Genomic DNA, 13677 nt, shown 5'->3' on the forward strand with positions numbered 1-13677 from the left:
ACCCTTGTGACCTTAACTGAAACCATTCAAGTGTTTGTCAAGGGCAAATGCGGCTCCGATTGGTATAGTCAGTGGGCCTTCACCACCTTTAATTTTTAGTTTTCATAAAAAATTTGACAGTTCCTTTTAGAAAAGAAAGGCGAACTCCCATTGAAGGGAATTCGTCCTGTCTATTTTATTTGAATTAGTTAGTCGGTTCCGCTGCACTCATCTCTTCACCATAGTACTGTTTATCAAGCAGTTTGACAAACGGGAACCAGATGACAAATACGATACCCATATTGATCAGCTGCATCACTGCACCCATCAGGTTGTTCCCGGTAGCGAGATAGCCACTCAGAAGTGCTGGTGTGGTCCATGGGACAATCACTCCGGCCGGTCTCGGTGCAAAGCCGACAGACATAGCGAAGTATGTGACTGCTGCTACGACTACAGGAGCCAGAAGCCATGGAATCATTACAAGCGGGTTCATTATGATCGGCAGTCCGAAGATAACCGGTTCGTTTACGTTGAAGATCCCGGATGGTCCACCCAGTTTAGCCAGGTCTCTCATCTGGCGGCTTTTCGCTACGACAAAGATACAGATGATGACAGCCAGGGTCATTCCGGATCCTCCGATACCGACGATAAAGGTATCCAAGAACTGCTTAGTCACGATGTGTGGCAGGTCTTCTCCAGCTTGGAATGCAGCCAGGTTTTCATCATTCAGTGAATACCAGATTGGGTCAAATACTGAATTGACGATAATTTGTCCGTGCAGTCCGAAGAACCAGAAGACTTGAATAAGCAGAACGGCGATCAGTGTTGCAGGCAGTCCACTTCCAAGAGCAGTCAATGGCTGCTGTACCAATGTATAGATGAAGTTCTGCACTGTTTCAAAGCCTGTAAAGCTGAACAGAATTCTGATAGCTAAGAAAATTGTCAGAGTAATCGTTACTGGAATCAATGCACTGAATGAACGGGAGACCGCACTCGGCACACCTTCAGGCATTTTGATTGTCAGGTTTTTACGTACGAATAAGTGATACAATTCTGCAGAAATAAATGCTGTAAAAATACCTAAGAACATCCCCTGCGCTCCTAGTGAAGCGGTTGGAATTACTCCCCCAACTTCTTCTACAATTTGAGGTGTCATGATAAGGAATGATGCGATAGCGACAACTCCACCGTAGATAGCTTCGCCTCCACGCTGTTCAACCATCTTATATCCAATACCAATAATAACAAATAACCCCATGATACTCAGTGTTGCATCAGAAGCCGGTCCAAGCGCAGCCTGATAAGCTGAGAAGCCGTCCTCTCCTAATACACGGTCAAGAAATGGCAGGTTAGCGATTACAACAAAGATCGATCCAAAGATGATCATCGGTAAAGCTACCATGAACCCGTTTCTTAGAGCACTCAGATACCGGTTGTTATTCAGCTTTTCAGCCAGCGGCATCAGAATGTTTTCTAACATTTCCATAAATTTATCCACTATTGTTTCCTCCTAATCCCCTGTCAGGCTTAATTCTTGCCAGTAAGTTCAAGTGCTTTATCAAGAACGGCTTTTCCGTCAACGCGGCCATAAGCAACCGGATCGATGACATCTAGTGGAATACCCACTTCGTCAGCAGTGACTGAGAATTTCTTTTTCATGAAACGCATCTGTGGTCCGATAAGCAGGACATCAGCTTTCTTCATGTCTTCCGGAGCTTTATCCTGAGCGACTGCCCAGATTTCAGCATCGATGCCTCTCTCTTTTGCTTCCGCTTCCATTTTTTGCACTAGCAGACTTGTTGACATTCCTGATGAACAAGCTAATAAAATTTTAATCATGTTAGTTTCTTCCTTCCTTTTTGTTTGATCTATAGTCATCTTAATGTAATAACGCTTCCATCACCACATGACTAATTTCCGTTAAGAAACGGAAAAGAATTAATTACTTATCTACTACTATAATGGGACAGATTAGCTGTACTTGTATTATGATTCTCAAAATAAGGAAGGCTTTGCGTCCCTCCCTGCCTCGACTCGCCCATAAAAGACCATAGATTTTACTTTATAGAATTAGTTTAAGTACTGAACTGCCTGATAAACTGTCATTATGACGGTTTATAGATACACCTTCATTTCCGCATTTTTCATAAGGTATAACTAGACGCTGTCTAGTTACATTTTAACGTAATTCCGAAAGAAGTCTCCCACTTCTAAGCGTATGGGTGCGAAGCACCAGTGAAAGTGGGAGATGAATTTCGGTCAAGCGATAGCTTGAAGTGGTTAATGTCATTCTCATTTGGTATACTTTATATATAGACGATAACCAAGTCTATATAGGCGACAACCAAGCCTACTGAGTATTCCTTGGCGTTAGCCAAGTAAAAGAAAACCTATGAGGCAGGGACTGCCTTTTGAGCCTACCCATATCCGATTCCTCTGTCTGCATGAAACCTGTGCAGACAAGAATGGAGTTCGTAGGAAGCCCCCACTTCAAAATCCGGAGGATTTAAGTGGTGGGTAGTTCACTCATTAAGAGCTTTAAAAGATGCCGCTGGAAGGCCTATAGCTGTAGTTTATTTTTACTTCTTAAAAAGAAGTGTCGCTAAAAGCCGTCTAGTTATAGTTTATTGACTACTTATCTTCAGACATTCCATTAGAAACCATCTAATTATAGTTCAGCCGTTATGCATCTTGATTAGCTGTCACTATAATCGTATCTAGTTACAGTTCATCATATGCTGAATGACTGAAACTATAGTTAAACTTGCAATCGATTTAATCTGCACGGCTGATACTGCTGAAAAGCCTCAATTACTGCACACCTTCCCTACTAATCTATGGCATAAGAAAAACACCCCGGTCAGCAGGGTGTTTCCAATTGATATCTGTTAAAGGACTAAATACAAGTAACCGGCAATGAACAGGAAGAAGCCTGTCATCGAGGTGATGACCGCATTGAATGTCAGTTCGACGTGACTGATCCGGTCAAGTAGACCACCCTGTTTGATGATTCCGTTGTAGATACCGACTCCGGCAAGAATCATCAGAGCATACACGATCCCTTTTTCAAAATATTCTGCTGAGAATACTTCAACTTGATACCCAAACAGGATATCCATAGAGACTGGTCCGTATACACCTGTCAGTAAGATAAGTCCTCCCATAATGAAAACAAGCAGTTCGGACAATAAGTCTTCTCTTGGTGGTTTAGATTCTTCAGGTCGGTTGTCTTTTCCGAAGAGTATACTACCGAATTTAACGAAGTATGTGATTGTCCCAAGGTTGATCAGGTTAAGACCGAACTGGACGATCGGGCGATAGCTTCCATAGCTAATCATATACTTGGAAATACTTCCGTTGAACAGTGGCGCACCGGTCACACCTAGAATACCAAAGATGATAGCAAAACCAGTTAAAGGCATCGCTCTTAAAACACCACGCATCATACGTATATCACGCGTTCCGTACTGGTGATAGACCTGACCGGCCGCAAGAAATAATGTAGATTTAAATAACGCATGACTGACTACATGGAACAGTGCGCCCCAGTAGGCGATTTCAGATCCCATATTCAGACCGATCATGATCAGTCCGATCTGGGATACTGTAGAATAAGCCAAGATCATCTTGATGTCATTTTGCCCCATCGCCATGATGAATCCAAATATTGATGTAATAAAGCCTATCAGGAAGAAAATCTCCTGCACCTGTATTACCGGTTCAAACATGGCGCTGAAACGGATGAACATATAGACACCCGTTTTAATGAAGAGTCCGGATAATATTGCAGAGACAACCGGTGGTGCACTAGGTGTTCCGTGCGCTTTCGGTAGCCAGCTGAACAAAGGAACAACGGCAGTTTTCAGACTTAAGGTCGTCATCATGAAGGCAAATGGAAGAAGGACCGCTCTTGGGCTTTCCACTTCCACGATTGCTTCACTGATGACTCTCATATCTAGAAATCCAGTGGTTCGGTAAAGCATTCCGATACCAAATAGCAGAAACGCTGTTCCGATGACATTTACGAAGAAATAGATCATTCCATCATATATCGCCTGTTTCTCTTTATTGAACATAATGAGAATCGCAACGACCACTGTCGATACCTCCAGCATGACGAACAAGTTGAACAAGTCAGTACTTAAGAATAACGAAATGATCAACCCTTGCAGAACTAGAAACAGAAATGCGAACTGCGTGTTAAAGTATTCCTTGTGATAAGCAAACAGCAGCATCATAAGGAAGATGATCGTTGTAAGTAAGACAAACACCGATGAGATGATATCAGCCATTAATGTAATGGCCAGACCATCCGGAACACCGGACATAAAGTTAAAGATGGTGTCATCCGTACGCACTTGGATAAAAATCCATAGCGCATAAGCTAACTGGGCAATCTGAACTCCGATAATGAACGGACGGGTATCTCGTTTCTTGAATAGAATATTGACGATACCGGCCAGAATCGGCCCAATGACTAGTAGGTAAAGCAATGTGTGCGACCTTCTTTCTAATTTCCGTAATTAAGCAAGCCAGTACATATAACCAACTATACCGATAAAAAACATGACAAGTGCAGTTATCATCGCATTGAAGGACAATTCGACATAACCGAATTTTGTAAATAAGTCCCGTTCCCTGACCCATCCTCTATAGAGGGCAAAGGCAGCGAGAACCAGGAGCAAGTAGATTAATGATTTTTCCAGATATTCACCTGGGTAAATCGTAAAGTCGAATCCGTAAAGGAACTGTAAGAAGGTATTGCCGAACAGCCCCGTCAGAAGTGTGAGTACCCCGAAGACAAAAGTTGTCCATTGTGGAATATCGTGGGTACTGTCCTTTTCCCTGACACTGTCAGGTTGAGTATTTTCGCCGAACAGCATGGCTGCGAATTTCATACTGTACAGCAAAGTCCCCAGATTGATTAAATTTAAAAGCAGTTGAATATATGGCGAATCGCTACCATAACTGATCATGTACTTCGAAATGGATCCATTGAAGAGTGGCGCGCCTGTAATACCAAGCAGGCCGAAGATGATGGCAAAGCCTGTGACCGGCAAAGCCTTCATGACTCCCCTTATTCTGTATATATCCCGAGTCTTGTAATGATTAGACAAGACGCCGACAGAGAGGAAAAGCACTGTCTTGAACAGAGAGTGTGCAAACATATGATACATGCTCCCCCAGTAGCTGGCTTCGGTGCCGAATGAGAATCCGACAGTCATCAGTCCAACCTGAGAGATTGTGGAATAAGCTAACAGAAGCCTCAAATCTTTCTGGGCAACAGCCAGAACGAATCCGACGATGCTGGTTACAAATCCAACAACGAGGAAAAATGCATTCAGTTCAATGACTTCAGAAAACATTGCAGTGAGGCGAATAAATAAGTACAGTCCCGTAGTCTCGTATACTCCTGATAAAATAGCAGGAATGACTGGTGGCGCACTCGGTGTGCCGTAAGCTTTAGGCAGCCAGCTCGAGAGCGGGAACAAAGCAATCTTCAGACTGATCGTTGTCAGTATAAATCCAAATGGAAGAATAAGCGAACGCGGATCCTCCACTTCTGTAATGACTTCCTGTATTGCATGAAGGTCCAGGTGACCGAATGTCCGGTAGAGCATCACGACACCAAAGAGCCAAAAACCTGAACTGATGACACTGACGAACTGGAAGATCATGCCATCATATACTGCCTGCCTGTCTTTGTTGAACATGATAAGGATCGCGACGACGACGGTCGACACTTCCAGAAGCACATAAATATTGAATAAGTCCGTGGAGAGAAAGAGTGCAATGATCAGTGACTGAAGAGTTAAGTATAAGAAGCCGAACTGAGAATTAAAGTAATCCCCAGGACAGGCATAAATCAGCAGGCCTAAGAACAACAAAGTCGTCAGCCAGACTAATACGATGGATATCCGGTCTGCATAAAGTGTGATAGAAAAGGCGCGAGGATAGCCGCCAAGATTGTCCATTATGGTGCCCTGAGTACGCACGAGATAAAACAGATAGGTTGCGTATACTGTGATTCCAAGCTGTGATCCGACGATCAGTTTTCTGGAATCACTATGGATAAACCCTACATTTATAACTGCGATAACAATCGGTACGATAATAAGCCAATATAGCATCCTGTCACTCCGTTTCTATCAAAATTTATGAGACCGAGCCTATTTACAATATTAAAGACAGATAGACAATTAGAACAATGAAGTAACCGACCATAGATGTAATGATCCCGTTAAAAGTCAGTTCTAGATGTCCAATTCGAGTGATGAGTCCCCCGTGTTTAATGATCCCGTTGTAGAATGCAACCCCTGCAACGATCATCAGCACATAGACCATCCCTTTTTGAATGTATTCGTCAACGTTCACGTGTACTTCATAGTTGAAGAAAAACTGAGTCAGTCCTTCCCCGAATATTCCAGTTAAGAATGAAGCAATACCCATAACGACACAGGCAGTCGACGCATAGAAGTCTGACTTGGCTGTCCCCTTCTTAGGGCTTTTTCCGAAAAGCATAGTTGCATACTTAACAAAGGACATCGTTGTTCCCAAGTTGATGATGTTCAAAAGCAAAGTAACGGTATAGTCATACGTTCCGTGTGCAATCATATACTTTGAAATACTTCCGTTAAAGAATGGTGCTCCAGTAATACCTAGTATTGCTAATGTCGTTGCGACCGCTACCCAGGGCATCCGTCTGAACAGCCCTCTTATCTTGTAGACATTTCGGGTGCCGTATTCTTCGTAAATCATTCCTGCAGTCAGGAATAAGGTAGATTTGAATATAGCGTGGTTGAAGATGTGGTAGAGCGCACCCCAGAAAGCACTTTCTGAAGCCATATTTATCCCCATCATGATCAGACCGACCTGTGAAACGGTATGGTAAGCCAGGATCAGTTTGATGTCTTTCTGACCCAGAGCCATGATGAATCCGATCAAAGAGGTCAGGAATCCGATCCAGAAGAAAAAGACATGCATGTCAATCACTGGATTGAACATTTCGTTGAAACGGATGAACATGTATACCCCACTCTTGATGTACAGGCCACTCAAAACGGCTGATACAACAGGTGGCGCACTGGGTGTTCCATGGGCTTTCGGCAGCCAGCTGAATAATGGCGTTACTGCTGTTTTAAGTGAAACAGTCACCATCATCATCCCGTAAGGCAGAACCACTGCTCTCGGGCTTTCAAGCATGGACATGGCCTCTTTTAAGGCACGAATATCCAAAAGTCCGAATGTACGGTAAAGCATACCGATCCCGAAGAGAAGAAAAGCTGAGCCGATGACATTGACAAAGAAATAGATCATGCCATCATATATTGCCTGCTTTTCTTTATTGATCATGATCAGGATGGATACGACAACTGTAGAGACTTCAAGGAAAACAAAGATGTTGAACAAGTCACTAGACAGGAACAAGCCCATCATCAGACCTTGAAGGACCATGAACAGGAAGTAGAATCTCGGTCTGAAATACTTCTCTCTCGTAGCATAGACTAGAAATGCAATATAAAACACTGCCGTCATCAGGACCATAAAGATTGAGATCGAATCAGCGTACAGACTTAAAGCCAGGCCGTCAGTATGGCCGCCAACGTTCCAGACTATCGGTCCAGTCTCTTTAACAGTCATGAAGACATAGAACGCCAGACCGGCATAAATCACTTGGAAAATATATAGAAATAACTTAGCTTCCCTGTTTCTCAGCAGATAAGTAATTGCTCCAGTTAGAATTGGAGCAAGCACCAATAATCCTAACAATTAATGTTCACTTCCTGTCTGATTTCTGTTACGCGACCAGTGAGTAATGCCATGCTTTTGTTTATAGTGCATAAACAAGGTCAAGCCGATCGCTGTAACACCGGTACCGATAACGATGGCTGTGATCATCAAAGCAGAGGGAACGGGATCGACAAATGCAGCTTCCTGTGCCTGTCCGATTGGGGGCACACTACCATCTGTGTAGTTGATCGTAATGTAAAATAAAAATATACCTGATTCCATGATCGACATGGACATAATGGTTTTAACAATCATTTTTTTCGTCATTAGACCATACAGTCCGATGAAGAACAAAAGAATGCCGACAATTTCGCCAGTGATAAAATCCAATGGTTTCATCTTCTTTCTTTTAATAGTTGAGGAACGTGCAGTAAATTTCACTTAGATCGACGGATTTATCTTCCTTCGTAGAATACGAATCGGTAAAAGATGATACTCAGTCCGGAGAATACTTTCAGTCCGATCAGTGAGTTCATGGTTACCATGTAAATCTGATGAGATAATGTCGTGTCTGCAGGCTGCAGCTGCATAAACACATACAGGACAGGCGTCATGACGATGGACAGGAACAGGAATTTTTCCAGTTTCTCGAGCGTATGCAAGTCCAGGTCAAAGTTTGGATAAACAAGATAACGTGTGATCAGAGCCGTTGCCAGAACAGCTCCACCCTGGAATCCTCCACCCGGCGATACATGTCCATTGATGATGATATAAAGTCCGATCAGCAGAACGAATGGATAAATGATTCCGACCATTCGGATGACGATTTCTGAGTTGTTCTTTCTATTGAAATCATCTTTTTCAAATTTATACTGTTCAGCATGTTTGTTAGCCCATGAGACGTTGATAACCTCCATAACGGAAACCATCAGCATAAGTGCTTCAAACAATGTATCGAATACACGGTAGTTCAAGTATATGGCAGCTACAGAGTTCTGAGCTCCAGTCTGTGCAAAGAAGTCAGCAGTAAAGTAATCCATCAGAGGTGTATCCAGTTGTTCCGAATGATTCAAGAACAGAAACAGCACCACGGCAGCTCCAATAACCGCAAATGCGATACGTACAATATTAAACAGTCTACTCGTCTGGGGCATCTAAGCTCACCTCATCCCTGAAAATAACACGGATATCTTCAATATCTTTAATGACGTCATTCAAGTTAGCTACGATATCCTGGAAAACTTGGTCAGTTGTATCACCATAAATATAGGTCAGATCACCTTTACGGTGGATCAGACAGTCATGTTCGTCCTCGCGCATGACTGTTTCCAGTGTACGGTTTGTATAAGCCAGTTGAGGCTCGATCTCTTCTGTACGCTCCACAAACAGCTCAAGCGGACGGACGATTGAGTCTCTGATCTCGTTTATCTGATCATCATTGAATGTTTCCACATCTTCATTTACGTAACAAATGTCGTATACTGATACTTTTTTCAAAGCAACTAAGTACATGACGGTTGACAGTCCGACCCCTATCGCCGCTTCAGCAAGCGCCACATCGGGTGCATTATAGTGCAGGTAGGCCAGTGCAATCGTCAGTGAAAAGGCACCAAGATAAATGATCGACCGACGCAAGTTATCAGATAAGACAGAGAAACAGGCTAATACTAGTAATGTCAATAATATAAATGTCTGAAACATTGTCTCCTATCTCTCCTTCTTGATTCTGTATCCACTCAAATGGGCTGAACGGGTAATGGCATGAGTAGCGATGGGATTAGTGATTAGATACAAAGCCAGTACAATGATAATCCTGCCGCTGAAAAAATCAAAGCCATGCTTGATCATCAGACCGAACAAAATCGTGATGAAGCCAACTGTATCAACTTTAGATGCAACTAGAGTGCGTGAAAAGTAGTCATTGAAACGGAAAATCCCAAATACGCCCAGTGCCATAAAAATTAGGCCGATAATAATGACTATGTTTGCGATCCATTCTACTACTTGCGTCATTATACATCACCCTTTCTTTCGACGAAGCGTGCAATCATTATCGTTCCAATAAATCCGAGCACACCATAAATGATAGCCACATCGATCATATAGGTCCGGTTGATGATGATCCCGATCAGGACAGTTGCAACAATGACCTTGGGTGAAAATAGTGCGAATCCAAGCATGCGGTCCCATATAGTCGGTCCATCCAGAACACGGACAAGTCCGAAAACTGACAGGCCGATGATAATGGCTAAAACAGTTGAATCAAAATCCATTTGTTTTTAAACTTCCTCTCTCTTCCTAATTTCTTTTACGCTTTTCCATCGAGTGTTTCTTCGTAGCGTAACAGTATATCTTCCAGTTTAAGTGGAATGACTACTCTAGGGTCATCATCCACTCCAGGTGCATTAAGCGCCAGAACCTTCAGTGTACTGCCTTTCTTATCGACAGTAACTGTCCCAGGGGTCAGTGTGATGGAATTGGCTAGTATATCGATCAGCAGTTCATCTGTAAGTTTAGTCTGACAAGTAATGATCTGAACATCTGCTTTACCGGAAATGATATTAGGAATAACATCGAATCCAGCTAGAAAAATTTCAATAATCAGTCGGAATACATATTTAGCCAGAGTACCCAGTCCGATCATGTAAGAGTGCTTATAGTTTCCCTTTAAAAGGAAACGGTCGGTGAATATTACCACTAAAATCGACATAAAAACACCTGAAAGTGCAACTCCAATCGTGAACTGTTCAAACAAAATAAGCCATACTAACGATAATAGAATAATCACTTCCTTGTTATCGACGATGTCTTCCCACAATTCATTCAAATATGTTTTCAAAAAAAAACCTCCCTTCCGACGTGAGTAGATGACAGTCTATCTCTAAGTAAGTCGATGGGCGGGTAAAATCCCATCTTTTCGGCTGTACTTCGATTGTAGCATGTTTCAAATCATATGCAATGGATTTTTTATAAAACACCGCTACACGTCTGAATGAAAACGATTTTATTTTCCATCTACTTCGATCATTATTCATATTTTCTAATTATTTAACAGTCTAACAAATTGATCGTTCACTTTACATTGATATCTGAGCATTTTTGCCTGACGTTTATATCTTGCAGCTGAACGGCAATAAACCATCCGAATAGGCTCTTACCTTATCCGGATGGTTTAATTTTTTCAGATTTTTATAGACAAATCTCTTTACTTCACTCGTTTAAGGAAACTTTTTGGTACTTCTGACGTATAGCGCACTAGTTTATTTGTTCCTGGATGAACGAGAACAAGGGTCGTTGCGTGCAGGCCAAGACGCTTAAGGGGATTAGTTTCTGCCCCATACATCTTGTCTCCGGCAATCGGGTGACCCATCTCTTTCAGGTGCACACGAATCTGATGTTTACGACCTGTCTCCAGTTCAACTTCAAGCAAAGAGTAGTTCTCGTTACCCAGAACTTTCCGGAAGTGGGTAACCGCCCGTTTTCCTCCATTGTCTTCCAAGTTGGAGTACATCTTGATCCCTTTACTTTCAGACAGCCATGATGCATACTCCCCCTGCTCTTCTTTAACGTCTCCTTCGACCAGTGCTGTATAGATACGTTCCTTGACTGTATTCTTCCAGTCTTTCTGAAGCGCCTCTTTTATTTTTTCCGATTTTGCATAAAGCATGACGCCTGATGTATCTCGGTCCAGACGGTGCACGACAAAAATCTTGTTATCGGGGTGTTCCTTCTTCACATAGTCACTCAACTGATGGTAGGCAGTCGGTTCTGTCGGGTCGTCTGAAGAAATTGAAAGCATGCCCGCTTCCTTGTTGATGACAATCAGATCCTGATCTTCATGCAGAATGGATACACCCATTAATTCAGAACGTTTTTTGGATTCCTGATTGCTCATGATATTGACTGTGTCACCTGGTTTCAGCGGATAGTTATGCTTAGTGGTCTCTTCTCCGTTCACCGACACCTGACCTCTAGTCAGTATAGATTTGACCGCATTCCGGCTTTTGTTTGTGATGACGGTCAACAAATATGGCAGCAGAGTTGTCTCTTCTTCCACTGTATAGTTCGTGGTTCCCTTTTTATTGACCTGTTTTGTTCCTTTACGGACCACATCAGACTTTTTCTTGGGCTGATTTTTATGCTTATTGTTTCTATTCTTACTCATATACTCACTCCTAAAGTTGTTGACTCCAGTACAGTATAACAGAAAACAGACTGATTTAGATCAGTGATTCAGACCTGGACAGTCTGAGCTGCATTTAGTTTTGAGAAGTGCCAATTGTATCCAGTAGAAAAATGTCATCAGAATCTTCTTGATAATCTTATTTCCAACGTTCTTCCGCATCATTAATCAAAACAGACGTTCTATAGTTGTGCTCAACAATCTAATATCTGTCTAATATATTTAATCACAGTAACTCATTTTTGCTATACTGTTCGTATGGAATCTAATTATGTGAAATGAGGCTATTAAACATGAATAATAATGATCGTCTATTACGATTAAGGTACGCACTCGATTTAAGAGATGAAGAAACTCAGGAAATATTCAAGTTAGGCCATCAAGATTTATCCTTAGAAGAGGTTCAGCTGCTATTGAAGAAAGTCGAGTCTTCTGAAGCTACCTCCGATAAAGAAGATGACTTTACCGAGAACACCTATGTTAAAGAATGCAGCAATTTGCTATTCGAATCATTTCTAAATGGACTGATCGTCTTTAAGCGTGGACAGCAAGTCACTGCTACTGGTGAGCCAGTCAAACAGACCAGACTTATCAAGCACGATAAAGATGTAAATAACGTCCTGATAAAGAAAGTCAAGATAGCTCTTACTCTTACCAGTGATGACATACTGGACATCTTAGACGACACTGGTGTCCACATCTCGAATAGTGAATTAAGTGCTGTTTTAAGGAAAGAAGGTCACCGGAATTACAAAGAGTGCGGCGACCGGTATGCACGTAATTTCCTGAAAGGACTCGCCCATCACTTGCGTGGCTTCGATTCTTCCAATTGATTATAATAGCCTTACGTATCGTCCAGCTTAGATCATTCTAATATGAACTAAGCTCATTTTTTCTATTAATTTATCTGATGATCTGTCATTAAGCTGTTTCTAGTCTGACTTTACATTCTTTCTTTTTGATAAGGTATAACTAGACGCTGTCTAGTTACATTTTATTCTTTAAGAACTTGAGAAGATGTCACTAGCAGCCTTATAGCTGTAGTTTATTTCGTAGGCAACAAGAAAACTGTCACTAAATGCTCTCTAGCTGCACCTTATATTTTTCTCACCAGATAACTTGTCGTTAAATTCTCTCTAGTTATAGATCCATCATGTCGTAACTTTATAAAGTGTCACTATTAATGTCCCTAAGCGCAGTTTAATTAGACGTAAATGGCAGAAACTGTCGCTACACAACTTTAGATGCCACTTTTATCGTATTCTTAAGATGAAATCTACCGAGTATCGGAATTCACGTGATTAAGCAGGATCACCTTCTACGAAAAATCTATGCTCATGCATATTACAAATACCCTACCCCCTTCAAGTCAGCGTGCTGAAGAGGATAGGGTATTCATAATGGAAAGAAAGTGATTGAGGAGCTGAAATTTTCAGCTTACATTTTCACTCCACCACCAGTCACGACGGCGATGATGTGCTTAGATAAGAACAGGTAAATCAGTATCAGTGGAATGATCGACATTGAAATAACGCTTATATTGAATTATTGATCTTGCCTGTTTTCGTTTCTTGCCAGATTGTTCATTTGTTACTTGCTTGGTATAGTCCTCTCGTGAACTACCCACCACTTAAATCCTTTGGATTTTGAAGTGGGTGCTTCCTACGAACTCCATTCTTGTCTGCACAGACTTCATACAGACAGAGGAATCGGATAGGGGTAGGCTCAAAAGGCAGTCCCTGCCTCATTGATTTTCTTTTACTTGGCCAATGCCAAGAGGTTTT

14 protein-coding genes are annotated in these 13677 nt (G+C 42.0%); 1 reads left to right on the forward strand and 13 read right to left on the reverse strand.

The genetic code is table 11. The annotated features are described in order from the left end of the window. Nucleotides 1–184 precede the first annotated feature (184 nt). The 12 genes from celB to ACYQ2O_RS07065 form a co-directional block, all read right to left on the reverse strand. Nucleotides 185–1477 carry a PTS cellobiose transporter subunit IIC gene (celB, locus tag ACYQ2O_RS07010; RefSeq protein ID WP_346023657.1) on the reverse strand — a complete coding sequence of 431 codons (1293 nt, stop codon included), beginning with the start codon at nt 1475–1477 and terminating at the stop codon, nt 185–187. 29 nt (nt 1478–1506) lie between these two features. After that, a complete protein-coding gene (locus ACYQ2O_RS07015; protein ID WP_346023658.1) occupies nt 1507–1857 on the reverse strand; it encodes a PTS sugar transporter subunit IIB in 351 nt (116 codons plus the stop codon). 1010 nt (nt 1858–2867) lie between these two features. Further along, nucleotides 2868–4472 carry a complex I subunit 5 family protein gene (locus ACYQ2O_RS07020; RefSeq protein WP_346023659.1) on the reverse strand — a complete coding sequence of 535 codons (1605 nt, stop codon included), beginning with the start codon at nt 4470–4472 and terminating at the stop codon, nt 2868–2870. A gap of 30 nt (nt 4473–4502) precedes the next feature. Next, the gene (locus tag ACYQ2O_RS07025; RefSeq protein ID WP_346023660.1) at nt 4503–6110 is read right to left on the reverse strand and encodes a complex I subunit 5 family protein; all 1608 of its coding nucleotides are present in this window, start codon (nt 6108–6110) and stop codon (nt 4503–4505) included. A gap of 43 nt (nt 6111–6153) precedes the next feature. Continuing rightward, entirely contained in the window at nt 6154–7749 is a 1596-nt protein-coding gene (locus ACYQ2O_RS07030) for a complex I subunit 5 family protein (protein WP_346023661.1), read from the reverse strand. Then, nucleotides 7750–8109 carry a sodium:proton antiporter gene (locus tag ACYQ2O_RS07035; protein ID WP_459769316.1) on the reverse strand — a complete coding sequence of 120 codons (360 nt, stop codon included), beginning with the start codon at nt 8107–8109 and terminating at the stop codon, nt 7750–7752. It abuts the gene before it with no gap. A gap of 56 nt (nt 8110–8165) precedes the next feature. After that, nucleotides 8166–8864 (reverse strand): MnhB domain-containing protein, encoded by a 699-nt coding sequence (locus ACYQ2O_RS07040; RefSeq protein WP_346023663.1) that lies wholly within the window; start codon nt 8862–8864, stop codon nt 8166–8168. Next, nucleotides 8848–9411: a Na(+)/H(+) antiporter subunit B gene (locus ACYQ2O_RS07045; RefSeq protein WP_346023664.1), complete on the reverse strand. Its 564-nt coding sequence runs from the start codon at nt 9409–9411 to the stop codon at nt 8848–8850. The genes ACYQ2O_RS07040 and ACYQ2O_RS07045 overlap by 17 nt, the downstream gene beginning before the upstream one ends. 6 nt (nt 9412–9417) lie before the next feature. Continuing rightward, a complete protein-coding gene (mnhG, locus tag ACYQ2O_RS07050) occupies nt 9418–9723 on the reverse strand; it encodes a monovalent cation/H(+) antiporter subunit G (RefSeq protein WP_346023665.1) in 306 nt (101 codons plus the stop codon). Next, nucleotides 9723–9983: a monovalent cation/H+ antiporter complex subunit F gene (locus ACYQ2O_RS07055; protein ID WP_346023666.1), complete on the reverse strand. Its 261-nt coding sequence runs from the start codon at nt 9981–9983 to the stop codon at nt 9723–9725. Before ACYQ2O_RS07055 ends, mnhG begins: the two co-directional genes overlap by 1 nt. Before the next feature lie 35 nt (nt 9984–10018). Beyond that, nucleotides 10019–10549 carry a Na+/H+ antiporter subunit E gene (locus tag ACYQ2O_RS07060; protein ID WP_346023667.1) on the reverse strand — a complete coding sequence of 177 codons (531 nt, stop codon included), beginning with the start codon at nt 10547–10549 and terminating at the stop codon, nt 10019–10021. A 366-nt stretch (nt 10550–10915) separates the two neighbouring features. Further along, nucleotides 10916–11875 carry an RluA family pseudouridine synthase gene (locus ACYQ2O_RS07065; RefSeq protein WP_346023668.1) on the reverse strand — a complete coding sequence of 320 codons (960 nt, stop codon included), beginning with the start codon at nt 11873–11875 and terminating at the stop codon, nt 10916–10918. Nucleotides 11876–12186: 311 nt separating this feature from the next. On the opposite strand from ACYQ2O_RS07065, the gene ACYQ2O_RS07070 reads away from it, so the two are divergent. Beyond that, on the forward strand, nt 12187–12726 hold the full coding sequence (locus ACYQ2O_RS07070; protein ID WP_346023669.1) for a YehS family protein: 540 nt from the start codon (nt 12187–12189) through the stop codon (nt 12724–12726). A gap of 647 nt (nt 12727–13373) precedes the next feature. Here ACYQ2O_RS07070 and ACYQ2O_RS07075 read toward each other — a convergent pair. Continuing rightward, the gene (locus ACYQ2O_RS07075; protein ID WP_346023670.1) at nt 13374–13520 is read right to left on the reverse strand and encodes a hypothetical protein; all 147 of its coding nucleotides are present in this window, start codon (nt 13518–13520) and stop codon (nt 13374–13376) included. Nucleotides 13521–13677 lie beyond the last annotated feature (157 nt).

The sequence above is a fragment of the Alkalibacterium sp. m-11 genome (assembly GCF_054658155.1).

What these genes read in the sequence shown, in the direction of transcription:
- ACYQ2O_RS07025 (WP_346023660.1), bottom strand. Translation starts at nt 6,110, where the DNA reads ATGCTATATTGGCTTATTATCGTACCGATTGTTATCGCAGTTATAAAT.
- ACYQ2O_RS07065 (WP_346023668.1), bottom strand. Translation starts at nt 11,875, where the DNA reads ATGAGTAAGAATAGAAACAATAAGCATAAAAATCAGCCCAAGAAAAAG.
- ACYQ2O_RS07040 (WP_346023663.1), bottom strand. Translation starts at nt 8,864, where the DNA reads ATGCCCCAGACGAGTAGACTGTTTAATATTGTACGTATCGCATTTGCG.
- ACYQ2O_RS07070 (WP_346023669.1), top strand. Translation starts at nt 12,187, where the DNA reads ATGAATAATAATGATCGTCTATTACGATTAAGGTACGCACTCGATTTA.
- mnhG (WP_346023665.1), bottom strand. Translation starts at nt 9,723, where the DNA reads ATGACGCAAGTAGTAGAATGGATCGCAAACATAGTCATTATTATCGGC.
- ACYQ2O_RS07035 (WP_459769316.1), bottom strand. Translation starts at nt 8,109, where the DNA reads ATGAAACCATTGGATTTTATCACTGGCGAAATTGTCGGCATTCTTTTG.
- ACYQ2O_RS07015 (WP_346023658.1), bottom strand. Translation starts at nt 1,857, where the DNA reads ATGACTATAGATCAAACAAAAAGGAAGGAAGAAACTAACATGATTAAA.
- ACYQ2O_RS07045 (WP_346023664.1), bottom strand. Translation starts at nt 9,411, where the DNA reads ATGTTTCAGACATTTATATTATTGACATTACTAGTATTAGCCTGTTTC.
- ACYQ2O_RS07055 (WP_346023666.1), bottom strand. Translation starts at nt 9,983, where the DNA reads ATGGATTTTGATTCAACTGTTTTAGCCATTATCATCGGCCTGTCAGTT.